The sequence below is a fragment of the Flavobacterium sp. KMS genome, assembly GCF_000813005.1.
Classification (GTDB): Bacteria; Bacteroidota; Bacteroidia; order Flavobacteriales; family Flavobacteriaceae; genus Flavobacterium.
The window spans coordinates 173,140-198,924 of sequence record NZ_JSYP01000003.1 but is presented as its reverse complement, the minus strand read 5'-3'; the positions used below and the strand labels follow the sequence as shown (position 1 = coordinate 198,924).

The following is a 25,785-nucleotide window of genomic DNA, read 5'->3' as shown; positions in this document are numbered from 1 at the left end:
AGAATTCCTTTAATTTAGATAGGTCATAAAATTTTGTAGTCTTATTTCCCGATAGTGAAACTTGTGAGTTACTATTTATCAGAATTTCAGATTTTGAAGTAGAAAGTGAGTAAAATAAAAGTTAGAACAAACAAGAATTATTCAATTTGTAGTGATATAATATTTGGGAACATATTAACTTAGTTATTAAAGTGCCATGATTTTTCCATGAAACTAATAATAGCATTTTTTTATATTGCTTTAAAATAATAGCAAACCATTTGTAATGGTTCAACAAATTTAAATTAAATAATAATAATTTATTGTCTAGTATAAATTTCGTAGCCATCATAACCAATTTCTTGGATTTTTAGAGTTGTAGCGTCAAGTTGTAGAATGTTATAAGTAATATTTTCTCCGTTTAAATTGAGACTAAGTTGATTATTATTTACTGTATAGGTCCCCTTAACCGTTTGCGGATCATTATTTGAACATTTAGTAGCTCCTTCATCACCAATAAAATTATTTGAATCAGTATAGGTAGATATATCATCTCTTACACATTGAGGTATAGAATATATACATGAACCGTTAGTTCCAACAACACAAGTTCCAATAGGGATATTCCAGCAATCAACACCATAATGGACGTTTCCACTCATCTTCCAATTTCCAATAATTGAATTCCAGTTTCCTTCTTTTATTGTTTTTTTAAGTAAAGTGCTTGATAATTTAAATTCAGCAGGAATACCAGTCCAAAAGAACTGTTGTATGCCACCATTAACAGTTAAATCGTATTTTAAAGAATAATTAGGTTGGGGATTTTGTATTTTTAATGTTACACTATTTGGGACCTCAAAATATCCTTTAAGTAATTCCGTGTATAAAGGGGTAATTTCGTAGCGTGGATTAAAGATAACTAAATTTGCATTCAATGATGAGCCATTACTTAATAAATCAAGGATAGAAAAATTTGTAGCACTGGATGCGTTAATTGAAAAGCTACTTAAATCTGACCAAGAATCATTTTCATATTTGCAACCTAGTACGGCATTAATTTCAGGATTAATACTCAAATTAAATTTCCCATTTACTGTAAAGGGTAATACTTCAATATCTATTTTATGTTTAAATATGACAGGTAACGGAAAGATTCCTATTGGAGTAGTTATTGGTATTATAACTTCGATTGGAAGTAAATCAAACGATTTAATTATTTTTTTAGGCACTGTTATTGGTGCAGAGCCAGAATAAGTTAGATCTATTAATGATGCTGAACTATTTAATTCAGCCTTTAATAAAACTAATTTTGGTTTCAAACTCCCTTTTTCTTTTTCATACTTTATAATTGTGGTTGGAATATTAAATTTTAATGAGCCATTCATTTTAATTCCCGCAGCAATTGTAACATTATCATTAAAATCAACAGAGAGTTTACTTCCAGAACCTTGCGAGTTTTTAAAAGTTACTCCTGATGTATATGATTCATTATTCGAAGTATCAATATGAAGTTCATCAAATGCTTCATTTAAATTAGATTGTATCGTTTTAAAAGTTATTCCGTTACTTGAATTATTAATTGCTGTAATTTTTCTTATCATACCATATGGGCAATTACTTGACGGAGCAGATAAAACAATATCATTTACTTTTAGTGAATTTTGATTACCATTTAAAACAAATGAATTGTCGTCTGAGGATATTATATTTATAGAATTTATTATAAAAACATTTTCTTTTAAAGTGTTTTCTTTCAAAGTGTTTTCAGGATCTAATTTTATTTCATCATCATTTTTACTACAAGATGCAAAAATTAAAGTAATTATAAGAATAAAAAAAATGATGTTTTTTTTATTTAAATCTAGTTTTGAATTTGATTTCATAATATTTGATTTAGATAATAAATTCTTCTTTTTATAGAAAAATCGTATTAAAAAATTTAAGCAATTCAAATAAATTTAGCGTAAATTATTATTATCGTACGATTAATCCTTTAGATAAATAATTGTTATTGATTTAACATGTTTTGTAGATTTTGAAAAGAACTCTCTTAGAGATGAAATATTTCTTCGAAATTAAGAAAAAAACTATTTAAAGCACCCAGTATTTTCACCTGTTTTTTAGCTTTAAAATTATCATACAATGTTATTAATCAGGTTATTGTTTAACTATTCGTCTCCAAACTTCTATTCCTTTATAAATTATTTAATTTTTAATTCTACAAAACGCATGTATCGCTATTTTACAACAAAAGTTAAGTACCAATAAATAAACTTACAGTTCAATATTTATCAGAGTTTCAGATTTTAGAGGGGTAAATGCAGAATTAAATAATAAGGATTTAATTCCTGAAGAGATTCAATTTAAAGACTTTCAGCCTACCAAACCAAAACTATCAATTTTAATTTCTGTAGGATTTTTTTGAGTAATATAATATGATTTTAGGATAATATATTATTTAAAATAATATCAAAAAGCGTAGATATTTGCTTACAATTAATTATAAAACCATAAAATTATGAAAAGATTAGAAGATTTCGAATGCGAAAAAGTAGAGATTAAAAATGTAGTTGGAGGAGGAGAAAAAGGTAAGGCTTATACATTTTGTCAAGTTCCAGGACAGGAGCTAAACGACTTTGATGGTATGGATCCAGCTAGCAAATAGTATTCTTATTTCAATTTATGTATTTAGGCATAATTTATATGCCTAAATGCATTTTACAACATTCATTATGATTTTAATATTAAGCAAACCTGACGATAGAGATACCGATAATGTCATTGAATGGTTGAATTTTTTTAAGACTCCAGTTATCAGGATTGATGATGAAGAATTAATGCAGGGAAAATCATATTTTTCATATAATATCAATTTTATAGAAAACTCCTATTTTGAGAATGCAACGCAAAGAGTTTACATAAAAGACATTACCGTAGTTTGGTGCAGAAAGTTTGGTTTTCTAACTGATTATGAAAGAAAGCTTACTGTTGTAAGGGATTTAACAGATTTTTTATATAGTGAATTTAAAGCTTTACGAGAATTGATTTTACATCTTCTAGAAGATAAAAAATGGCTTTTTAAAAGAAATTTATGGAAGTCTAAATTAGAGATTTTGAATGTAGCTAAAATGGCTGGACTATGTATCCCGAAGACAATTATAACTACAGAAAGAAATAATCTTAAAGCATTTTTAAAAGAGAATAATAACTTTATAATAACAAAACCTATAGCAGAAGCCGTGCATGTAAAATTGCCAAATAGTTCTGTAACCTTTAGCACTAAAAAAATAGAAACGGTAAAGGATTTAAACAAAACTTTTAGCCCGTCTCTATTTCAGGAGTACATAGAAAAAGAAATAGAACTAAGGGTATTTTATATCATGGGCAAATGTTATTCGATGGCCATATTTTCACAAAGTAATCCACAAACTCAATTAGATTTCCGAGCTTATGATTTGGAAAATCCCAATAGATTTATTCCTTATCAGCTTCCTGAATCTATCGAAACTAAAATTGATGTGCTGATGAAAAATCTGGAACTCAATACTGGATCAATCGATTTAATCAAGTCATCGAAGGATGGGGAATATTATTTTTTAGAAGTTAATCCTTCGGGACAATTTGGGATGACTGCTTATCCTTGTAATTTTCCTCTTCATAAAATAGTTGCCGAAAATTTAACCTTACTGAATAATGAAGAATAAACGAAAGATAAGTTTGCCAGTAATTGCAGAACCCGCCAAGGAAGATCTTGTTCTTAAAATGAATTACAAAAGTTACTATAAATATGTTGAATCAAAGTTTTACCAAACTTCTAAAATTATTTGCAGTGAATTTGATAAGCCGATATATTTAAAAAATTCTGATGATAGATAAAAAATTCAAACTGTTTACAAACTGTCTTTCTGTAAAAGGCATCAATCGTGGAATAATCATTGATTTTCAGAGAAAAAACTATTTCACAATACCCAATCAAATTATTGATTTAATAAATAAGTATTCTGATAAGGAAATATACTTTTTATTTAAAGATTTTCAGAATGATAAGATTACTTTAAAAAAGTATATCCGTTTTTTTCTTTCCAACGAATTAGTTATTGTGAGTAACAATACAAAACGATATCCAGCAATAAGTAATAGTTTTGAAAAGCCTTATAATTTGGATACAATAACTTTAGATTCAGCTATTAGTACATCAATTTCACAAGATTTCTTAGAAAATAAAATTGATAATTTGGGCGTGTCGAATCTGAAAATAATATGTAAGGATTATGATCTAGCAAAATTGACCCAAATACTTAAATTCATCAATAAATCCAAAGTAAAATCCGTCGTTTTGTATATAAAACATATTGGTGGATTAGAAAGCGAATTAATTAAACTACAAAATAAATTTGCCAGAATAGCTGAAGTTATTTTTTATGAAGTCAATAAAGATGAATTAAAAAAAAGCAAGTTTATTTATGAAACAAATACATTAGAAGAAACATTATCAATGAAAATTAACAATCAGGATAACTTCTTATTGAATCGTTTTAACTTCAATGAATCACTTAAATATAGTTTAGCTTACAACAGGACAATATATATAGATTCTTTTGGAAACATAAAGAGATATATTAGTGATGGATCAATTTTTGGTAATGTTGCTACTCATGACTTAAACGAAATTGTTTTTAATCCTGAAATAACAGATTTTTGGGAAATCAATAAGGATAAAATAAAGATTTGTCAAGACTGCGAATTCAGATATGTATGTCCAGATGGTAGCATCCCGTTAAAAACTGCCGAAAACAAATATTATACCCATTCCCAAAGCTGCAATTATAATCCTTATACTAATAAATGGCTAGTAGTTTAGTCATTTTATCCTATACAAATAGTTAAAAACATGCGCTTTAATACATTTCACCTTTTAATAATTATGTTTAGAAAAAGAACGATTCAAATTAAATTTATAAAAAATTATTTTTCAGCATCTTGTTTCCTATTACTAATTGGGTGCAAAACAATTAATCAAGATGTTATTAAACACAATTATATAACTGGAGAAAGAAACTACGGAGATTTGTTTTACAATGATTCACTAGATGTTTCAATTGATATCTTAGGAAATGTAACTTATGAAGATCTTTCGAAAGAGAAGAAAAACAACTTAAAAAAGAAAATTGGAGATTTTAAAGATGTTTCTATAGATAATTTAATCCTTAGTTTTAAAACAGATCAAAATGTAGAAACATCATATTTCTTTGAAAAAGTTGAAAACCCTATTGATACAATTGCTCATGAAAAAATTGTAAAAAATGACAGTATCAATGGAGTTGTTATTTTTGAAAAACAAAAAGGAACAAAGAAAATTATTTGCATTACACGTATGTTGGATCATGCTAATAATTTGGAAAAGGCTACTGAAAATATGAAAACAGTTAATCTTGATAATACCAATTTGGATAAACTGTCCTTTATGAAACTGTACAATTATTATACAGTCGAGCCACATAAAAATTTTCTTCAAGGAAGAGAGAAAATAAAGGAAGCTCCCATAAAAGATCCTAAGAAAATAATGCTCAAGGAACCATTGTATTTTACAATTAACTCTTTTATGGGTAATAATAAAGAATATGATTTACTCATTAAAGACTATGAAAATAAAAAAGATGACTTTAATGCTACAGTTCTAAATTCTTTATCAAAAGAGGAAGTTAAAACCAATGAAGATGTTTTGACTACAATTGCCGACTTAGCCAATAATAATCAGATAATCATGCTTAACGAGGATCATTTTTATCCTAAACATCGATTATTTGCTATGTCATTATTAGACATTTTAAAACAAAAAGGATTCACAACTATCTCTATGGAAACATTTGTGCCTAATGAAGATAATACTACGACTGTAATCCCAAATTCTAAAAATGGATTCTATATTAAAGATCCTTATTTTGGTCATTTTGTAAGAAAAGCAAATGCTATGGGATTTAATCTTTTAGGACATGAAAATCAAGATCGAAACGTTCCAAGAGAAATAGGGCAAGCCAAAAATATCATGAAAATATTAGAGAAAAATCCAAAAGAAAAAATTTTCATTTATGTTGGTCATGGTCACTTAGAAGAGGAGGGAGAAAGTCGTGTCATGGGAAGTTATTTAAAAGAATATTCAAACATTGATCCGATTACAATTAATCAGGAAACAGTTATTGGTAACACGAAGGAAAAATTAGTTTTGCTTCCTAAATCTATATTTTTAAATGATACTTTAATGAAATCAAGTGCTGATTATTTTTTAATAAATAATCTTGAAGCAAACCTAAAATCAGTTTACCCGAATGACGTTTTTAAGAAGGTTGTTTTAAAAAATGAAAAACTCAATGCTTATAAAAATGAAGAATTACTAGTTGAAATTTTTCTGTTTGATGAATATAACAAAACTAAAAATGCAGATTTATTAATCCCAATAGAATCAACCCTAATTATCCCAAAAGGTGATAAAATTGAAATCAATTTACCTATTGGAAAGTACTACGTTACAGTAAAATCAGCAAATAATGATAGATTTGAATTTGATGATATCGAAGCTAAATAGCTGCCACTAGTATTTCCTCGAAAATTACAACAAAAACCAGAATTGATTTAGGAAATCAATTCTGGTTTTTTTATGCATATATAATGCTGTAATACTTAGATAATAATCTTATTAAAAAAATGGCATAACAATGAAAAACAGGTATTTATACTTGGCAAATTTATTAATTAAAAACTTAGCTTAGATTCTTCTAATACCAACTAAAAACCAATACACTAGACAGTTATAACAGAATGAGTTTAGGTTATTAAATTATTATTTGAATTAAAAGGCTGAAATCCAGTAACGATCAGCATTTATAATTGAGTTGGTAGTAAGTACAATATATAATTAAATAGAAATTTAACTAAACAATATATTATGAATTACAATCCAAAAAGAGACCATTTTATTTCCCCAATATTAGAATGGGCAAAAGCCAATAATAAACCGACGGAGAACGCCGCAAACAAAATGTTTATGGCAACAGATAGTCTTACCGACACTTATGAAAATCTAGAAAAAGCAAAACGTTTTAAGGTACCATCAGAATTTAATGGAAAAGATTACATTACTATGTTACTACAGATAGATGCCGAAATAGAGCAAGGGCTTATGTTGCAGTATCTTTACTCTGCTTACAGTATAGGTGGACCTCAAATTCCAGAAAAATATCAAGAAAAAGTACATACTTGGCAAAATATAATTTTAGGTATTGCCAAAGAAGAAATGGGACATTTTATCTCGGTACAAAATGTATTAAAAGTGATTGGAGCTCCCTTAAATTTTGGAAGAGAAAGTTATCCTTGGGATAGTCCTTTTTATCCTTTTCCTTTTACTTTAGAAAAATTCTCTCTTAAATCCCTTGCTAAATATGTTTATGCCGAAGCTTCTTCGGATTGGTTGGATGGTGATGATCCTTTGGCTGCCGAAATTAAGAAATCCGTACAAACAACTGTAGATGATCCGCATACCGTTGGAGCATTGTTTATAGTATTACTTCAATTAATTAAGGATCCTGATGTAATATCCGATGAAACTTTTCAGGCGGCTACTTATAACTATCAGGCTAAGTTTGGTGAATGGGGTCGTGGATATAAAGAAGGTGACAGAGGAAGTGATGGAAAAAGCATTTATACAAAAAGTCCCGACGTATTAGTTGCAGCATTATTATCTCGTGATGACGCTTATAATGCATTAAATGAAATTGCAGAGCAGGGAGAAGGTTTAGATGTAAAAGAAGGTACACCATCTCATTTCGAAAGGTTTTTACATATCTACAGAGAGTATAAAGAATTATTAGAAGATACCAAAGGCACTTTTAATCCTTCTCGTGATGTTGCTACCAATCCTTATGTAGGCAAAAAAATCGAAGTAATAGAAGAATCAACGTTTAAAGCCTCGGCAGTAGAAGCAGAAAGTGAAAAAATTACAGATCCGCAGGCAATACTTTGGGCGAACTTGTGTGATATTCGTTATCGATTATTGCTTAATTTCTTAAATCATAGTTTTTTACTAGATGATGGTTATAATCATTCTGGGAATACTTCTCCTCGTGGTATGATTATCAATTCTTCATTTGGAGAAATGTATAATTTACGAAGTCTGGCTACTATATTGGTTCAGACTCCTATTGCTAAAAATAGCAGCAAAATGGCTGGACCACCATTTACACTCCCATATACATTTGATTTGCCTTTTGGAGAACACAATAGATGGAGATCACACAAAGACCTTCTCGAAGCATCAAATAATCTTATCGTACAGTTAAAGAACTTTAAAGACCAACCACATATTCAATATTTGAATGGATTACAAGAAGCTGATAAAAAGCTATTACAAGCAATTGTACACTTAACCCAGGAAAATCTGGTATAGTTTCAAATTAATTCAACTCAATTAAAACATTTAAAATACTACAATATGAAAATTATAGAATTACGAATTCTTCCTCCCATTGCAATTGGCAGACTAGGAGAATCAAATACACCAATGGAAGCGTATGACCTTGAATTATCTAAAGAAAAACCACTTGACTTTAGAGAAATAATACCAAAAACGACTTTAACAGTAGACCCCGTTTCAGGAGAAATTAAAGCACATGACCCTATAAATATAAAATTTAAAGAGGTAACAAGTCTGGCAGATAGAAAAGGAAAAATACGCCCAGTTTCACCTTTCCTGGAAGTGTTTGCTATAACAGATGAAAACCCTGGCGAGTTAGTGCCTCTTACTGAAGAATTGCTTGTTAAATCAGGATTAAGTCTGAAAGACATTAGTTGGGATGTAGATGTGGCTAACATAAAAATATTTAGAAGAACCACCGATGTCAATGATAAAATGACAGCAAAAATTACTAACATTACCTCGCATGAATCAAAACCATTGCTAGCTGATTGTAATAACTTTTTGCCAAATAAAAAATTACCATTAGGTTCTGTTCAGTACATAAAACCAACAAAAGAGTTTCCAGAATTAAGATTACGATATACACCTGCAGGCGGTAAAGTTTATGGTTCAAATTTAAAAAGAAAGACAGGTCCTGGTGAAACAGAAATACAAGAAGACCCAACTTTTGAAAAGAAAGAAGATTTAATAATATACGATACAAGCGAAGGTAAAGGGACATGGCGTGGTTATCAGGAAAGTGGCACTCCTAATATATTTTACACTGCTCCGGCACAAATTTTTGCCGGTTATTCCTATACCGATGAAAAACAAGTAAGTTGGCAAGTAAGCTGGGGATATATTGATGATGAATGTGATGGTTTTGTAACCGTTAAACTAAAGGTTTCGGATGAAAAAACATTAACAGCCAAAGCACATATTAGTGCTGGACCACCATCTTTTGCTCCCGATACTTTACCAATTCGTGTAGTGTCTGATGAGTTAGAACAAATAATATTAAGTACAGATATAGATGGAGAAGTAAGTATAGAAGAAGCCGAAGAAATTATTCGCAGAGCTTTTGAAACTATTCGATTGATGAATACAACGATTATGAATGGGAATAGTTACGAAGGAAAACAAAATGTTGCCAGTACAATGGTACGCCAAAACACAAATGATTTCGGACGTTTTTTTGAACCCATTATGGCAACCTCCCTTGTAGATAATCTTGCTTTGCAATTATTACACGAAAGAGTCTTTAACGGGTTAAGTTCGGGTGCATCGCCCTGGTTTGGTGATTTATTGCGAAAACCTACAGAAATAGGGGATTTATCGAGTAAAGCACTTCGAAAAATGCCTGCATTAATGCGTGGTGCCGATGGTAGATCACTAACTTTTACCTACCGCCAAATTAATACGATAATAAAGGCTGCAACAACATCAATTTTTAAGGATAATAATCCAGATACGCTGCCAGTATCATACGGTTCGCCATTAAAAGCTACAAATTTAACCGCACAATTACATTATAGAGGAACAGGAAACCCTATTGCAGTTTTGCCAAGAACGGCGATTTCGAATTGCTTTCCCGGGCTCGAATTTGATTTTAGAAATCTTTGGAGAAGAACATTTAATGGCATTGTACTTATTGAAAATAATAATTATGTACTAGAAGCTACCGATATAAAATTTCAAAGTTTAGTAGGACACCGATTGGTAGCTATAGAAGGGAAACCTACAATGGTACAGACATTTGGTCCCGTTTTTCCTGATGGGGACAATACTCCCTTAAAGACGGATGCAAACCCTAACGGTGTTTCGTTTATGGAATGGTCGAATTCTATGGTTCACGTTTTGCAAAAACAAGGTCAGGAAGTAATATGTCATTTTACAGCCAAACCTTCAATGGAGGAAGTTGTAGTTGATTTAAAGGAATTACATGATGTAGAAAAATATATTGCTGTAATATTAGTAGTTAATAAAGTATTTGATGGTAATAGTGCTGCATTTTCAGATACTATTTTAAAACCCGGAGAATTAACTCAAGGACTTTGTGCACCGTGGCAAAATGATTATCGTGAATGTTCTTGCTATTATTGGGCAGCCAGCAGACCTGATTTTGTAAATATTGTACCAGATGAAAATGGTTTGAGTACTGGAGATTTATGGATGTCAAAAAAACGAACAGGCTCTTATATTCCAGATGATTGGAAAAATTCAAGATTAATTTCTTATCAAGATTTATTTGAGAATTGGCAAGGCGAACTCAACTTTATTATAAAAGGAAATGATGCAATAGAAAGTAGCAAAATAAAACCTAAATCAAGCAAAACGAAATGATAGGAGTTATTGAAACATTTGCCGAACAGAAAAAAAATGCGTCGATTGCAACCAAGTTGGCACAAATAATTGTCCCGCAATCAAAACCACGTTCAGCCAAAGCGCATTTGGTAAAAGGAGGACAATCGACTCAGATTTTTATCCCAAATGGAAGCCGACTTTATACTATTTCTCCAGAAGTAGAGCAAAAAATAGCTTTCCTAATGGATAAAAAAGATGATAAAGGCCTGCAAGATGAGCTAAACTTTTTGGGTCTGGATGCTCCCGAATATATTACAGACGAGCCTTTACAAAGTCCGCCATTGCATGCTTTATCATTAGCAATAGCGCAAAAATGTAATATGGGCTGTACATATTGTTATGCTGATCAGGGTGATTTTGGAGGACCTACAAAAAACATGTCTTTAGAAACCGCTTATAAAGCCATCGATTTGTTATTAAAAGATTGCCCGGAAGGAGGAAAAGCACAACTTACTTTTTTAGGAGGAGAACCACTAATTAATAGACAAGCAATTAGAGAAGCTACTGTTTATGCTGAAACAACTGCAAAAAAGAAACAAATACAAGTCAGTTATTCCATTACTACAAACGGAACTTTGGTTACAGAAAGTGATGCCATTTTTTTTGAAGAATATGGTTTTTCAGTAACCATTAGTTTAGACGGAATAGGCAAAGATCATGATCTTAATCGCCCTATGAAAGGAGGTAAAGGAAGTTATGATACAATCATAAAAAATATTCAGCCTTTACTTTTATTACAAAAGAAAATGCAAGTATCTGCAAGAGTAACAGTAACTCCCGAAAATACAAACCTTCCTGCAGTTCTGGATGAATTTATTAATATGGGATTTCATGGTGTAGGTTTCTCGCCTTTGTTAAGATCTAGCAACGGACAAAATGAAATGAACAATGAGCAGCTAGCCATCATGTTAGAAAATATGATTGCTTGCGGACTTAATTTTGAGAAAAATGTACTGGCAGGAAAACGTTATCCTTTTTTGAATATGGTAAATGCTTTGAAGGAAATTTCCAAAGGAACACATAGACCTTATCCTTGTGGTGCAGGCGCGGGTTATATGGGCGTATCTGCAGATGAAGAATTATTTGCCTGTCATCGTTTTGTAAACGAAGATGTAGGGAAAATGGGCGACTTAAACAATGGTGTACAAGCTGACTTGCAAAACAATTGGTTAGCTTCCAGACATGTAAACACACAAGAACCATGTTCTAAATGTTGGGCTCGATACCTTTGTGGTGGTGGATGCCATCATGAAGTAATCGAAAAAGGAAGACCGGCTTGTGATTATATACGATCATGGTTATTTTATACTATACAAGCCAATGAAAGATTATCACGATTAAAACCAAACTGGAATAATTAATTGTAAATGAAAACGGTACCTGATACTTTCGATGTCTTTATTCTAGGAGCTGGTCCTGCCGGATTATGCGCTGCAATACGTTTATTAGATATGGGATATACGGTTGGAATGCTTGAGCAAGAACAATTTCCGAGACCACAAATAGGGGAGTCACTTTCACCTGGAATTCACAATATTTTCGAATATTTAAATGCAGGTCATTTACTGGAAGATTCTACGTATTTAAGAAATATTCCCGCCAAGGTAATTTGGGAAAATACAGCCGATATATACTATCGTTCTGGTCAAAATAACGAAGGGATAATTGTAGATAGAAGCAAATTGGATCAGGAGTTACTAGAATTTGCTATTGTAAAAGGATTACATTCCATACAACCCGCAAAATTAAAGCAATCCATAAGTACAGAAAACGGATTCATATTAGAAATTATAGCTGGTTCGGTTGAAATTAAAGTTAATTCGAAGATAGTACTAGATGCACGAGGTCGCAAAGGGACACTTTTAAGCGAGAGAGTTCCCATTGCACCTTCGGCTATTGCAGTATGGACACATATAGATAATAACTCAATTACGAAAGAAGCATTAATCGAAGCGGTTGATGATGGTTGGTTATGGGGATCTCCAGTTGCGGGAAATCGCTATCGCATTATGTGCTTTACAGATCCAATTACATTAAAAAATAATAGCGATTTGCATCTTTTAGATTTAATGAACAAGACCGAATTATTTTCTCCATTGGCAAACAAAGCAAGAAACGGTCATATAGAAACTTGTTCCGTTACCTCGTTTGTTAATCAAAACCCATGGAATAAGCAGTTTGTAAAAATTGGAGAAGCCGCTTTTACATTAGATCCACTTTCTTCAACAGGTGTAGAAAAAGCAATGCGTTTTTCATTGCAAGTTGCTATTGCAATAAATACCTATTTAAAAAATCCCGATTCTCAGCATCCAAAGAATTTTTATGAAGAAAAATTAATAGAATCGGTTGTTAATCATACACATTGGACAGCCGATTATTATCGCAAAGCATGGGCATACTCAGAAAAAAAAGAGTTTTGGATGAAAAGAGCCAACTTTCAACTTGATATTTCTAAAAACCAAACCAATTTTGCCCTCAAATTAGAAAAGGAGTATAATCAAGATCTGCCAATATTTGAAAAAAAACAAGTAGAACCAATTCCTGTTGATTTATTTTTATTTTCACTTTGGAATAAGGAAATTAATATTTCTTCGGATGTTACATTTAAAGATGTTTACGCAATTAATAATGATCGTATAATAATAAAACAAGCACTAATACATCCTAATTTAGAGCGGCCTACAGTTTATCTCGATCAAGTCGAATTATTTCCCTTTTACAAAAGTATGAATGGAAAAGTAGTTTCAAATGTTATAGCTGATTTAAATAAATTTATGGAAATAGAAAAATCTAAAAAAATATTAGTTTTTCTTTTATCAAATCAGCTACTTGTTGTTGACAAAAAATATGCAAATGTTTAAATCGTTATTTCGTGCTTTTTGACCAATCTTAAACGAATTTTAAATTCTGCAAAGATTAATCTTTTGTATAGTTCTAAATAAACCATTTTGATGCATCTCCTAAATTTCTAGAGTACTATAACAACAATTAAAATTAAGAATACAATAATAATAGCTAGTGCAATTTTTGTTGCACTATATGGTCTTTTACCTATCATTTTGCCATTTCTTCCATTTACATAAAAATGGTAAATTTTGCCATCATAATGATAAGAACTAACATAAACTGGTAGCAAAATATGTTTAAAATGTATGTTGCTATATTGTGTGTTAACAGAATTTATGCGCTGATCATCCCCACCAATGTCATTATATATCTTTTTTGTAATGTTGTTATCAATGAGACCTTTTATAGATTGGAAACTTTCTTTTAATTTAATCTTATATTTTTCAGTTACAAAACCACTCAAATATTGATCATTAACTTTCACCAAAGCATTTACATCCCAAGGCCCCAATTGTGCCAATGAATTTGGATCAATACTTCCTGATGCCGGAATCATGATATCATCAAAAAATATTGAAACATTGCCTGTAGTATCATACCAACGGGTTTTAATTTTAGTTGTTTCATTATCACCACTACCCGTTGTAACTTTATAATTTTCTCCTCTTTCTCCCGTATACATAGTGTGAGTATTGACATCGAAAGTCCAATAAGGAACATAAATACCTCGTAATCCTATTGGAGAGAGAGCCGCCTTTTTTAAATTATTTGGAGCCCACCAAAGACCATCTACCCAACTCGAAAGTAAGTTATAAACTTTTGGGGTGTCTAAATTAAAAGGCAGTAAATAACTAGGTTTTATAACTCGTTCTTCTCGAATATCTTCCTCAACCAAAGGAGTACTACAATAAGGACAATGAAAAGATTTTATGCTTTCATTGATAGAAGATGTAGCTCCGCAACTTTTACATTGAATCATTTTTTCTAATCCAAGACTTTCTGATTCAGATTTTTCTAGATAATCATTAAAATCGAGTTCTTCAATTATTGTTTTTTCTTGAGGAATTTCATTTTTAGTATTGCAGTGGTCGCAAACTAAAGTTGTAGTGCCAGGTTTGTATTTAAGTTCGCCTCCACAATTAGAACAGGCAAAAACATTAAATTCTTTTTCTTTTAGCTCAATAGATTCCATTAGTTTTTTCTTGTAAGTTATCCAGTTTTTGTCATGTAAGCAATTTGTATTTCACTAAATGTTATACACTTAAAATTATAATACGCTCTAAGAGCCATTATTGAGATTCTTAGTTTTACCGCTATTGATTTTGGAAATTTTCTTTCTTATTTTTTAAGTTTTATGCATAACTTATTTACAATCATCTGAATTTTAAATAAATAATTTAAAATAATATAAATTTTATATTGTTTTAAAGATACACGTTTTTCTTACAGTACAAAATTAAACAATAAGTAAAATTAATTATTTGGAGTGTCATCATTCTTTTAATAAATTACCAATAATCGGGAAAATCCCAACTATTTTTTATGTAACTAAATTCTCTTCATTAAACACATTTCGTAATCATACTTTATTTAAATTATCCTCTTTTTTCGCAAACAACGTAACTAGTTACGTATTTTTTTTATATTTGCGTAACTAGTTACGTAATTTATGATACAGAACGATTTTTTAATAGAATTACAATTGGTGGGACTTACCAGCCGATTAAAGCGACTTACGGATAATATACTTTATAGTACTAAAGACTTTTATAAAGCTGTTGGAGTAGATATTGAGCCGAATTGGCATCTTATATTCTTGCTTTTAAAAAAACATGAAGAGCTCACGGTAACCGAAATATCAGAGCGTTTGCAAATGTCACATCCTGCAATTGTTAAGATTATCAGGAACATGAAAGCAAAAGGGTATATAGAAACCAAAACTGATACTACCGATTCTCGGAAACAACTGCTATACCTTACTGAAAAAGCAAAGTTAGCCTTGCCTCAATTAGAAAAATGTTGGGAAGCTTGTATTCTTACCATGAACGAATTACTAGATGGAAATGAACTTTTCTTAAAAAATCTAGAACTGATTGAGGAAAAAATCGGAAAGAAAAGTTATAAAGAGAGAACTTTAAATAATTTAAAAAAAATATAATGTTTAGATATGTTTTAATGGTACTTGTGGGCGCTGCAAGTTTTGGTATTCTTTCTTCGTTTGTAAAACTTGCATATAAGCAAGGATATACAACTCCCGAAGTATCTTTTATTCAAGCGCTATTGGGAGCGATTGTATTATGGGGAATTGTGTTTTTTACAAATAAAGAACGTCGTAAACCTAAAGAAATAGGGTGGCTTTTAATTACAGGAGCAGCAATTGGTATTACAACTTTTCTGTATTATTTATCGGTAAAGTACATTCCTGCATCAATTGCTATAGTATTACTTATGCAGTTTACATGGATTGGTATTTTGCTAGAATGGCTTTTGTACGGTAAGAAACCGCTTAAAATGGAATTAATAGTAACTGGAGTTGTTATTTTTGGGACGGTTTTGGCAAGTGGAATAAATTTTAATGAAGGGAGTTCTTTATCATTAAAAGGTATTGGATTTGTGCTGTTGGCTTCACTTATTTACTCTATTTATATTATACTTAATAGCAAGACTGGAAAGGAAGGAAACTGGCAAAACAGAAGTGCATGGATTATGACAGGTTCTGCTCTTTGTATTTTAATAGTAAACTTTCAGCCTATCGTTTTCTCTAATCATTTTGACTTTCATTTATTAAAATGGGGACTTTTCCTTTCTGTATTCGGAACCATATTACCGCCAGCTTTGTTTGCTGTAGGTATTCCTAAAGTAGGAGTGACAACAAGTGGTCTTTTAATGACTGTTGAGTTGCCAGTAGCTGTTCTTACTGCTAGTTTGGTGTTAGGAGAAAATATAACTTTTGTCCAGATCATTGGAATTATAATTATGATAGCAGCAATTATAGCTATGAATCTAAAAAAGGCAAAAAGCACTTCTGTTTGACATTTTTCCCCCTTCAAAAGTAAAATCAAAAATTAGAAATGAATTAAAATTCTGTCTAAATAAACTATCGCGAGAATACTTTAAGAGAAAATTAAAATGACTATAATTCTTATACAGTATATTGCAAACTCAAACAAGCTCACTTTTTGTACCCGATATAAAAAGATTTGCTATAATAAATTTGATTAGAATGAAATTGAGGAGAAAACCAAAAATGACATTAAAATACTATTTTGAAAAAAACTTTAATAATGCCCAGTTATGGGAATTTAATAGCGAAAATGTAGAATTACTGGTAGAACTGGTGAATTTAATTCGCCCGAAAAACCCAAAAACTGTTACTGCTGTTGATTTATCGGAGCTAATTAGTCTACTTAAGGAGAATGAAAATTATCGTAACGGACTGATGGTTTGCGTTAATGCCCATTTAGAAAAGAAAAAGTTTAATAAAATCCTTTCTGATGCAGGTATTCTTCAAGATGCCAATTTCTTTTTTGAAGTTCGCAAAAGGATTTTCGCTAAATTAATTCCTGAGCAACCTGAAAAGGACACATTGCAATTTATTTTAAATCAAATATTCTTTGTTAATACTGACCCGATATGGATTAAAAAAATACCTCAAGAGCAAATCCTAGAGCTATTTTATTTGCTTAAATTTCATTCTATTTATGGATTCACTGACGAAAACTCTTCGTTTAATGAGTTAATTTTTGCAATGGAAGTAATTACTTATCGCATTTGTGGGTCTGCCATGGAGACAGATGTAATACAAATGGTGCCAGAATATGAAAATCTCGAAAGCCCATTTATTGCTTTTCAGCGAGAATTGTTATTAATGAATGAGAAACTAATTGATTCTCCTGAGAATGCAATCAATGAAGATGATTTAGGTTACAAACAATTAATTATTCTGCACAAACAATGTGTAGATTATATAGAAACTGCTTTTAAAAACAGTAATAAATTCGGTATTTCATTACACGTAAATCAAAGTCTTTTACGAATTCGTCAGCAACTTCAGCGACTTAAATCGCTATTACCACTTTTGATACAAGGCAATCAAGAAGATGCTAAAAGAAATACAATTTCTCTAGCGTATAAACTGATTAAATACAATTGTGATAAAAATAATATCCAGAAATTAGTTAATGAGAGTACTCAGCTTTTATCTTATGAAATAACCCAGCATACTGCCAATACTGGAGAACATTATATTACTAATAGTCGTAAGGAGTATTATAAAATGTTTTATTCTGCTGCTGGTGGAGGTTTTATCGTAGGAATACTGTGTATCATTAAACTGTTATTAGGTAAAGTAGAAGCAAGCGGATTTGGACATGTTTTTTTATACAGCATGAACTATTCTATCGGATTTATAATCATTTATATTCTTGGGTTTACGCTTGCAACAAAACAGCCTGCAATGACCGCTTCTGCACTGGTAAGGGCTTTACAAGAAGGCTTTAAGCAAAAAACACAGGACAAAAAAGACTATAAGTATAAAGAATTTGCAATATTTTTTGCTCGTGTATTCCGCTCACAGTTTATCGCTTTTGTAGGGAACGTTATTATAGCTTTTCCAGTTTCATTACTCGGAATCTGGCTTATTGACCAAACTTTTCATTATAATATAGCTAAGGAAAAATGGCCAACTTTAATGCAAGATCTAAATCCGATTTATTCTGCAGCAATTTTTCATGCTGCCATAGCAGGGGTTTTTCTATTCTTATCAGGAATTATTGCGGGTAGTATCGCCAATCGTGACAAACACAATCATATATACTATCGTATTCAGGAACATCCATTATTAAAATTGAGTTTAGGTAAAAAATGGACTAAGAAATTAGCCTCTTTATATGAAAAAAAATGGGCAGGTATTATTTCTAATTTCTGGTTTGGTGTTTTTATGGGAAGTACAGCTTTTATTGGGATATTCTTCGGATTAAATATAGATATCAGGCACATTACTTTTGCAAGTGGAAACTTTGCGTTGGCTTTATACGGAACCGACTTTTATGTTACTCAATGGATGTTTATCTGGTCAGTATTAGGTATCGGAATCATCGGTTTGGTCAATTTCATGGTTAGTTTCAGCTTATCGCTTGGACTTGCATTTCGTTCTCGAAACATTCCGCTTTCAGAACTAAGACAAGTGGCAAGAGCAATCTTCAGGTACTTTTTAAGTAAACCTATGCATTTCTTTTTTCCACCAAAAAATAGCAGTATTTCACAATAGCTATTTACAAAACTCATTATTTCTTAAGTAATAAAAAAGGTGCTGTCTAATTTTTGGACAGCACCTTTTTTTTAGAAGTTTTAGAAAATTATAATCCGTAATTACTCCATCAGAACATTGTATTTATAGCACACATATCATAAAATTAAGGCCTAAATCTGCCATTATTATAGAGGTTATGTGCTGTTTTTTTTCTGTTTATATCTATTTATTTAGGTCTTCATATAATTTATCAACCACGTTTTCCAAAATTTCTCCTGTTTCATTAAAACTGGTATTTGTTAATATAGATATTCCCATATTTTTTTTAGGATAAATCACAAACCAATTTTGCATTCCGTATATACCTCCGTGATGTCTATAAATTAATTCATTATCATTTTCTAATATATACCAATGATAACCCTCCCAAAAATCAGAACCTTCTTTGTATAATTTTTTATGAGATTCATTTACAACAAGATTTGACTTGTCAAGTTGTAATTTCATATATTTTACTAAATCCGTAGGCGTAGAGTGCAATCCTGAAATTCCGCCCCATAAAGTTCTATTGAAGTTTGGCATTAACTCGTTTTTATCATTGTAGCCCTTTACTAAAATTGCTCTTTCATTATCATTTAAGGTGAATTTGGTTTGGTTCATTTTATTTGGTTTCAAAACAAATTCAATTACCAATTCCTCATAAGGTTTTTGATACACTTTTTCAAGTATATATGCTGTTAACTCTGGAGCTGTGTTTGAATAGGAATATATTTCTCCAGGTTTCGTTTCAATTTTGATTAGTTTTAATCCTTCAAAAAAAGCTTCTTTATTTTCGCTTTTTATAGGGAAATTAGGAAACCCACTTGTATGCGTGAGGAGGTGCTTGATTGTTATACATTCTCCATTAAATTCTAAATTAGGATAAGGTTCGCTTAGATAAATTCTAATATCATCATCTAAATTTATTTTTTTATCAAGTACGGCTTTAGCGGCTACATAGCCCGTAAAAGTTTTAGTTACAGAAGCTAATTCATAAAGTGTAGAATCGTTTGGTTTGTTTCCTTTTCCAATAGATAATTCTCCAAAATGTTTTATTGTAGATTCTCCATCTTTAAACACAGCTATTGAAACAGAATGAAATCTTTTGTCCTCTAATAACTGTAAGGCATTTTTTGTAATCGCATTTTCAACATTTTGCTGATTACTTTTACACCCAAGTAAGGCAAAAAACAAAAATATCGTTAAATGTTTTATTGTCATAATTTATAATTTAATTATATGATTAAATGGCACATAACGTCAGTTTGTGAAAAAACTTTGGTTTTGTTGTAAACAAATATAGGAAAGTAATATTTTCAAAAAAGTCTTTTTTTTACTTTAAGTGATGCAACATATACAAGGAATTTCCCGCTATTAAATGTGATTTTCAAGTTTAGAAAATACTTTAGCTCTCAGGAAGTTTTAGAAAATTATAATCCGTAATTACTCCATCGGAGCTCTGGAATTTAAAATGATATAAACTTATATCTTGATTAAGAATACATCTTGCGGACACGGAAAGAATTTCCGTGCTATCGGGTGTTGTAAACATTGCCAACGGTTTTAGCCGTTGAAGCATAATGCATTATCGCAATCTGTATCACACGGTTGAAACTGTGAGCTATATGAGTATTAATTAAGAACCATTTTATTGTACTTATTGCGGTATTCGATTGGGTTTAATCCAGTAACTTTTTTGAAAATACTACGAAATGCTTTGGTATCTGTATAACCTACATCGTACATTACTTCGTTAATATTCTTACGACTGGTTTCAAAACTCTTTTTAGCAAACTCAATTTTTACTCTGTTTATATATTCTAAAACAGAATTATTGGTCGCGGCTTTAAATCGTCTTTCAAAACTTCTTCTGCCTAATAGTACTAATTCTGCCAATTCATCAATTGTAATTTTCTCCTGAATATTATCTTCTATAAATTCCTGTGCTTGTTTAATTGCAGCATCATTATGATTTTTTTGTCCCTGAAACATTGCAAATGCTGCCTGGCTATCTCTATCTATATCAATAGCAAAATATTTAGAAGCTAATATAGCAGTTTGTCTATCCGTATATTTTTCTACCAGATGCAATAACAAATTCCAATAAGAATTTGCTCCTCCACTAGAATAAATACGCAGTTCTTCGGTAATTATACTTCCATCTACAACTTCTACTTCGGGAAACATTTCTCTAAACTCGTTTTGAAAACCCCAATGTGTAGAACATTTTTTATTATTTAATAAACCTGTAGATGCCAACAAGAATGCGCCAACACATAAGGAAGCGACTTCGGCTCCTTTATCATATTGTTCGTTTATCCAAGGCAAAAATTGTTGATTTAGAGCTATCGCATTCTTCATATCTCCAAACAATGCAGGTATTACAATTAGATCAGTCTTTGTAATATCTTTTAAAAGATGAGATGCATTTACAGAATATAATCCGTCATTTAGCTTTACTTCATTTTTTAAGCCAACTAACTGTACTTCAAACAGCGGTTCTTTACCAGATGAAACCATAAATTGGTTTACTGCCGAAAATAAATACTGAGGGTCTGCAATAGCTTGCAAAACAGAACTTTCAGGAACAAGAATACTAACTTTTTTTATCATAGCTTTAATTTCTTACTATTTCAAAGATAAATATAGTTTGTCGCAAATCACCCTTTTGTTGTCATTTTTGTATATTCATATTCTATTATTTCTGTTCGATCTTTGTATTAATCAATTAACAATTAAAAAATTAGACAAATGGCTACGAAAATTTTTATCAATCTGCCTGTAGCAGATTTACAAAAGGCAATGTCCTTTTATTCAGCAATCGGATTTACAAATAACCCACAGTTTACAGATGAAACTGCTGCTTGTATGGTTTTGACCGAAGAAATCTATGTAATGCTTTTAACGCATTCAAAATTTAATGAATTTACCAAAAAAGAAATCGGTAATACTTTTAAAACCGCTTCTGTAATTAACTCTTTATCTGTAGATAGCACTCAGGAAGTGAATACAATGATCGATAAAGCCGTAGGAGCAGGAGGTAAGGAATCTTCTGAAGCTAAAGATTATGGTTTTATGCAACAACGAAGCTTTGAAGATTTAGATGGGCATCTTTGGGAAGTTCTATATATGGATCTAACTAAATTCCCACAACAATAACACAATAAAAATGGTACAGCTTAATTCTTATTTAACATTTAATGGCAATTGCCAGGAAGCTATGACATTTTACAAAGCTTGTCTTGGTGGTGAACTCAAACTACAAACCATAGCCGACTCACCAATGGCAAAAGATTTGCCTCAGAAAATGAAAAAATGTATTTTGCATGCCACACTTAAGAGTGACTCTATTGTAATTATGGGATCAGATATGGCTCCAGAAAATTTAGTTAAAGGTAATAATGTTGCTATGATGCTTACTTTTAACACTGAAGAAGAAATAAGAAATGCCTATGCTTATCTGGCTAAAGATGGCGTTGCAACTCATTCTTTAGAAGTAACTTTTTTTGGAGCCTTATTTGGTCATCTTACGGATAAATTTGGTTATCAATGGATGCTCTATTATTCATCTGCTAAAGATTAACTATTACTATAAATTGTATCACAAACTAAACCAACACGATTATGTCATTTCAAGCGTATATAGATAATATTAAAGCCAAGACTGGTAAAACACCAGCAGAATTTAAAGAACTGGCTGAAAAGAAAGGATTCCTGAAAGACGGAAACATTATTGAAACTGTAAAAGCCACCCAAATTACCAATTGGCTTAAAGAAGAATTTGAATTAGGTCATGGACATGCTATGGCAATCTACGCTTCATTCAAAGGGAAAACGGAATAAAATATTGTATAAAAGCAAAATAGAAAGAAGCCGTATCAATGAAAGATTTGATACAGCTTCTTTTTATTATAGTATATTTTAATTCTTATTGTTCCGACTTTATTGAGTAATCAACATTAGAATATTTTTATTATTTTAAATTACATCTTAGTGATAATAAATTCACTACGTCTGTTTATTTGATGTTGTACTTCAGTACAAGGAACTCCGTTTGAGCAATTATTAATAAGCTGTGTTTCTCCGTAACCAATTGCACTTTCGATTCTATCAGGGGCAATTCCTTGAGAGATTATATAATCTCTGGTTGATTTTGCTCGTCGGTCAGAGAGTTCAAGATTGTACTGGTCATTAGCTCTGGAATCGGTGTGGGATTCTATCTTAATAATTATTGTTGGGTATTGGCTCATTAATAAAACTACTTTATTTAATTCTATTGCGGCATCATATCGGATATTCGACTTATCAAGATCAAAGAAAATAATACCAATTTTTATTTTTAATAAACCGTCTTTGCGTTCTATAAGAGCAGGGTCAAGGTCAATAGGAACTTGTATTACCCCAGAACTTTCAGCCGTAGTAATTGCTTTTGTATTTGTTGCAAAATTATCTTTTGCAGCCTCAATTGTATAAGAGGTGCTACAAGCAATGTTTCCGTCAAACTCGTAACTACCATCAATTTTAGAAACTGTTTCATCAATTTTTTGATTTTCTTTATTTTTAAGCGTAACAATGGCTCCCGCTATTTTAGCATTAGAAATAGCATCAAAAACATATCCTTTAATCGATTGTGTACAGCTTCTTTCGAAAGAATAAATATCATCATCGCCTTTGCCTGTTTTTCTGTTGGAACAAACAAAACCTTTATTGGTTTCTTCGTTTACGATATAACCAAAATCATCTAGATTGCTATTTAATGGAGCGCCAAGATTAACTGGCGTATTAAAAATTTCGTTGTTTAATCGGCTTTCAAAAACATCAAGTCCACCCAGACCCAAGAATCCATCAGATGAAAAATATAATGCTTTATCAGTTATAAAAGGAAACATTTCGCGTCCGCTAGTATTTACTTTCTCTCCTAAATTTTTAGGATTCGAATATTGATCTTCGCCTAAAATATCAACAACAAAAACATCTGTAGAACCAATTGTTCCTGGCATATCCGAAATAAAGTATAGTTTTTTTCCGTCTTTACTTACAGATGGTTGCCCAACAGAATAGTTATCGCTGTTAAAAGGAAGTTCTTTTACGTTTTCCCATTTTACAGTACCGTTTCCATTTTCCACAGCTTTTGCCGAATACATTTTTAAATTATTGATTCCTTTAGCATCTCTTTTCAGTTTTCCGTTATAATTATTTCTTGTAAAATAAATTGTTTTTTCGTCAGGCGAAAAAGCCACGCAAGCTTCATGATATTGTGTTGTAATCTCTTTCCCGAAACGTTCTTTAAAAGTCACATCGGTTTGTGTCGGGCTAATTTTGCCTAGTTGAAGGTTTAAAAACGGCTGATCATTCCATCCGTATTTAGCTGTTTTTAAATAAGAGGAATCTACGGTTGTAGAGTAAACTAAATCGCCTTTATAAAACATTGGTCCAAAATCGGAATAAGCCGAATTTATATCCAGATTTTCGAGTATAAACTGTGGTTTTATAGCTTTAATATCTTCTAGTGTTACTGTTTTTAGTGAAAAATTCTCGCCTCTGGAATCTGATGCTTTTTGTTTTTCAGAAAAACTTTTCATCCATTTTTTAGCCAATTCATAATTCTGGATTCCTTGTAAGGATTGTGCATAACGGAAATAATATTCAGCGGAAACTTCATTTGAATAATCGGCAAGGAGCTTACCATACCATTTACTTGCATTTTCCATTTGCGTATTAAAATAATGAGCATCTCCTACACGCTGCAAAATCTCTTTAGAAACGTCTCCATTTTTTATAGACATTTCATACGATTTTGCTGCTTCTATATAATACATTTTATCAAATAGAGCATCGGCAGTTTTGTTTTTCGTTTGCGAATAAACCAACTGCATAACTAATAATACAAGTATAATAATCGTTCTTTTCATATAGCATAGTATTAAAAGAATCTAGGCGATTTTAATCCTTTTTTGCGTGATACCAATTCAAATCTTAGCATAATTTCATGTGTGCCACTATTGTAATTTTGTAATTCGGTTGTGGTATAATCATACGCATAACCTACTAGTATTTGCGGTGATATTTGCAAAGAAACCAATCCGCTTACTGAATCGGAGGTACGATATGATGCGCCAAGAGTCAGACAATCGTTAAACATAAAGTTGGCCGAAAAATCAGCAATTAATGGTGCACCTGCAACGTACTTAAGCAAAGTTGCTGGTTTAAATTTTGTATGAGCCGATAAATCAAAAACAATTCCACCAATAAGATATAAGTGCATGCGTTGGTTTACAAGATCATCCGCAATATCATCATAATCATATCGTTCCCGTGTCATAAAATTCGGAATTGATAGTCCGATATAATCTCTTTCTCCGTGCCAGTACAAACCAGCGCCAATAACGGGCAAGAATTTGTTAGTAATGTTTTCGCGAAACTGAGCATCAGGATCTCTATAACTTCCTTTTGTCCAATCGATATTTAATACGCGTCCGCCTCCTTTTATACCAAAAGATAGTTGATGAGTTGGTCCTGATTGTATCGTATAAGAGAAATTAGCATCTATGTATTGTTCTTCCGATGGTCCGATTTCTTCACTAATTACAGATAAGCCTAATCCTACGCGTTTTCCTAGTGGCGTATCCAAACTAAATGATGCCGTTTTTGGTGCTCCTTCCAGACCAACCCACTGGGTTCTGTATATTCCGGTTACAGCCAAATGTCCTAACGATCCGGCATACGCAGAGTTAACACTAAGCGTATTATACATATACTGTGTGTATTGCGGATCTTGTTGTGCCAAACCGCTAAATACAGATAGCATCGTTATGATGGTGAAAATCTTTTTTATATTTTGAATCATAGCCAATTT

At 31.3% G+C, this 25,785-nt stretch carries 20 protein-coding genes; 14 read left to right on the top strand and 6 right to left on the bottom strand.

Going from position 1 to position 25,785, the window contains the following annotated elements:
• Positions 1 to 299: 299 nt before the first annotated feature.
• Positions 300 to 1,862 (bottom strand): lipocalin family protein, encoded by a 1,563-nt coding sequence (locus OA93_RS05215; protein ID WP_039112075.1) that lies wholly within the window; start codon positions 1,860 to 1,862, stop codon positions 300 to 302.
• 635 nt (positions 1,863 to 2,497) lie between these two features.
• Here OA93_RS05215 and OA93_RS24990 point away from each other — a divergent pair.
• From OA93_RS24990 to OA93_RS05175, 8 genes are all read left to right on the top strand, one after another.
• Positions 2,498 to 2,644, top strand: coding sequence for a hypothetical protein (locus tag OA93_RS24990; protein WP_165572088.1), 147 nt, complete (start codon positions 2,498 to 2,500; stop codon positions 2,642 to 2,644).
• Positions 2,645 to 2,711: 67 nt separating this feature from the next.
• Positions 2,712 to 3,683, top strand: coding sequence for a grasp-with-spasm system ATP-grasp peptide maturase (gene gwsG / locus OA93_RS05210; RefSeq protein WP_052259379.1), 972 nt, complete (start codon positions 2,712 to 2,714; stop codon positions 3,681 to 3,683).
• Between the two features lie 161 nt (positions 3,684 to 3,844).
• Positions 3,845 to 4,840: a hypothetical protein gene (locus OA93_RS05200; RefSeq protein ID WP_039112073.1), complete on the top strand. Its 996-nt coding sequence runs from the start codon at positions 3,845 to 3,847 to the stop codon at positions 4,838 to 4,840.
• Between the two features lie 63 nt (positions 4,841 to 4,903).
• Complete coding sequence (locus tag OA93_RS05195) at positions 4,904 to 6,562, top strand: hypothetical protein (RefSeq protein ID WP_039112072.1); 1,659 nt, start codon at positions 4,904 to 4,906, stop codon at positions 6,560 to 6,562.
• Between the two features lie 360 nt (positions 6,563 to 6,922).
• Positions 6,923 to 8,419, top strand: a complete 1,497-nt coding sequence (locus tag OA93_RS05190; RefSeq protein ID WP_039112071.1) for a ferritin-like protein — start codon at positions 6,923 to 6,925, stop codon at positions 8,417 to 8,419.
• A 45-nt stretch (positions 8,420 to 8,464) separates the two neighbouring features.
• Complete coding sequence (locus OA93_RS05185; protein WP_039112070.1) at positions 8,465 to 10,771, top strand: hypothetical protein; 2,307 nt, start codon at positions 8,465 to 8,467, stop codon at positions 10,769 to 10,771.
• Positions 10,768 to 12,153 (top strand): radical SAM protein, encoded by a 1,386-nt coding sequence (locus tag OA93_RS05180; RefSeq protein ID WP_039112069.1) that lies wholly within the window; start codon positions 10,768 to 10,770, stop codon positions 12,151 to 12,153. Before OA93_RS05185 ends, OA93_RS05180 begins: the two co-directional genes overlap by 4 nt.
• A 6-nt stretch (positions 12,154 to 12,159) precedes the next feature.
• Positions 12,160 to 13,653 carry a tryptophan 7-halogenase gene (locus tag OA93_RS05175; protein WP_039112068.1) on the top strand — a complete coding sequence of 498 codons (1,494 nt, stop codon included), beginning with the start codon at positions 12,160 to 12,162 and terminating at the stop codon, positions 13,651 to 13,653.
• A gap of 107 nt (positions 13,654 to 13,760) precedes the next feature.
• Here the strand turns inward: OA93_RS05175 and OA93_RS05170 are convergent, their stop codons facing one another.
• On the bottom strand, positions 13,761 to 14,831 hold the full coding sequence (locus OA93_RS05170; RefSeq protein WP_039112067.1) for a hypothetical protein: 1,071 nt from the start codon (positions 14,829 to 14,831) through the stop codon (positions 13,761 to 13,763).
• A gap of 477 nt (positions 14,832 to 15,308) precedes the next feature.
• Here OA93_RS05170 and OA93_RS05165 point away from each other — a divergent pair, with 477 nt between their 5' ends.
• The 3 genes from OA93_RS05165 (at position 15,309) to OA93_RS05155 (ending at position 18,908) form a co-directional block, all read left to right on the top strand.
• The gene (locus OA93_RS05165) at positions 15,309 to 15,797 is read left to right on the top strand and encodes a MarR family transcriptional regulator (RefSeq protein WP_052259378.1); all 489 of its coding nucleotides are present in this window, start codon (positions 15,309 to 15,311) and stop codon (positions 15,795 to 15,797) included.
• A complete protein-coding gene (locus tag OA93_RS05160; protein WP_039112066.1) occupies positions 15,797 to 16,672 on the top strand; it encodes a DMT family transporter in 876 nt (291 codons plus the stop codon). Before OA93_RS05165 ends, OA93_RS05160 begins: the two co-directional genes overlap by 1 nt.
• Before the next feature lie 214 nt (positions 16,673 to 16,886).
• Positions 16,887 to 18,908 carry a site-specific recombinase gene (locus OA93_RS05155; protein ID WP_240474670.1) on the top strand — a complete coding sequence of 674 codons (2,022 nt, stop codon included), beginning with the start codon at positions 16,887 to 16,889 and terminating at the stop codon, positions 18,906 to 18,908.
• 204 nt (positions 18,909 to 19,112) lie between these two features.
• On the opposite strand, the gene OA93_RS05150 is transcribed toward OA93_RS05155, so the two are convergent.
• Positions 19,113 to 20,150: a serine hydrolase domain-containing protein gene (locus OA93_RS05150; RefSeq protein ID WP_039112064.1), complete on the bottom strand. Its 1,038-nt coding sequence runs from the start codon at positions 20,148 to 20,150 to the stop codon at positions 19,113 to 19,115.
• A 411-nt stretch (positions 20,151 to 20,561) separates the two neighbouring features.
• Entirely contained in the window at positions 20,562 to 21,542 is a 981-nt protein-coding gene (locus tag OA93_RS05145; RefSeq protein WP_082001769.1) for a helix-turn-helix domain-containing protein, read from the bottom strand.
• Positions 21,543 to 21,680: 138 nt separating this feature from the next.
• Here OA93_RS05145 and OA93_RS05140 point away from each other — a divergent pair, with 138 nt between their 5' ends.
• Genes OA93_RS05140 through OA93_RS05130 form a run of 3 tightly spaced genes read left to right on the top strand, consistent with a single transcriptional unit; the run spans position 21,681 to position 22,772 of the window.
• Positions 21,681 to 22,088 carry a VOC family protein gene (locus OA93_RS05140; protein WP_039112063.1) on the top strand — a complete coding sequence of 136 codons (408 nt, stop codon included), beginning with the start codon at positions 21,681 to 21,683 and terminating at the stop codon, positions 22,086 to 22,088.
• A gap of 10 nt (positions 22,089 to 22,098) precedes the next feature.
• The gene (locus OA93_RS05135) at positions 22,099 to 22,512 is read left to right on the top strand and encodes a VOC family protein (RefSeq protein ID WP_039112062.1); all 414 of its coding nucleotides are present in this window, start codon (positions 22,099 to 22,101) and stop codon (positions 22,510 to 22,512) included.
• Between the two features lie 41 nt (positions 22,513 to 22,553).
• Positions 22,554 to 22,772: a DUF4287 domain-containing protein gene (locus tag OA93_RS05130; RefSeq protein WP_039112061.1), complete on the top strand. Its 219-nt coding sequence runs from the start codon at positions 22,554 to 22,556 to the stop codon at positions 22,770 to 22,772.
• Between the two features lie 140 nt (positions 22,773 to 22,912).
• Here the strand turns inward: OA93_RS05130 and OA93_RS05125 are convergent, their stop codons facing one another.
• Positions 22,913 to 24,841, bottom strand: a complete 1,929-nt coding sequence (locus OA93_RS05125) for an OmpA family protein (RefSeq protein ID WP_039112060.1) — start codon at positions 24,839 to 24,841, stop codon at positions 22,913 to 22,915.
• Positions 24,842 to 24,852: 11 nt separating this feature from the next.
• Positions 24,853 to 25,776, bottom strand: a complete 924-nt coding sequence (locus tag OA93_RS05120) for a type IX secretion system membrane protein PorP/SprF (protein ID WP_082001768.1) — start codon at positions 25,774 to 25,776, stop codon at positions 24,853 to 24,855.
• Positions 25,777 to 25,785 lie beyond the last annotated feature (9 nt).